This is a genomic window from Peribacillus sp. SIMBA_075 (assembly GCF_046534585.1).
The window spans coordinates 1-253 of record NZ_JAWRYN010001107.1 but is presented as its reverse complement, the minus strand read 5'-3'; the positions used below and the strand labels follow the sequence as shown (position 1 = coordinate 253).

The following is a 253-nucleotide window of genomic DNA, read 5'->3' as shown; positions in this document are numbered from 1 at the left end:
ATTACGATTGCAATGGCTGTCGCCAGCAGAAGTTGATGCGAGGAAAGTAAAAGGATGATCATGAACAAGAAAATGCAAATTGCGCTGATTCTCGCCGTTGCAGCTGTGGGTTCACTCGCCGCGACTGCCAGCGCCTATGCTGCCGGCGAGGCGGCAGCAATCCACCTGAAGATCCTGAACTCGAAAGGCTTTGAAACGTTCTCTCAGACCGCCGTGACAACGAAGGGCGAGGCGACCTTCAGGCAACAATATG

At 53.4% G+C, this 253-nt stretch carries 1 protein-coding gene; it reads left to right on the top strand.

Annotated features, from left to right (window positions below; translation table 11 throughout):
- Positions 1-54: 54 nt before the first annotated feature.
- On the top strand, positions 55-253 hold a 199-nt coding region (locus tag SB775_RS31730), incomplete at its 3' end, for a hypothetical protein (RefSeq protein ID WP_410865259.1).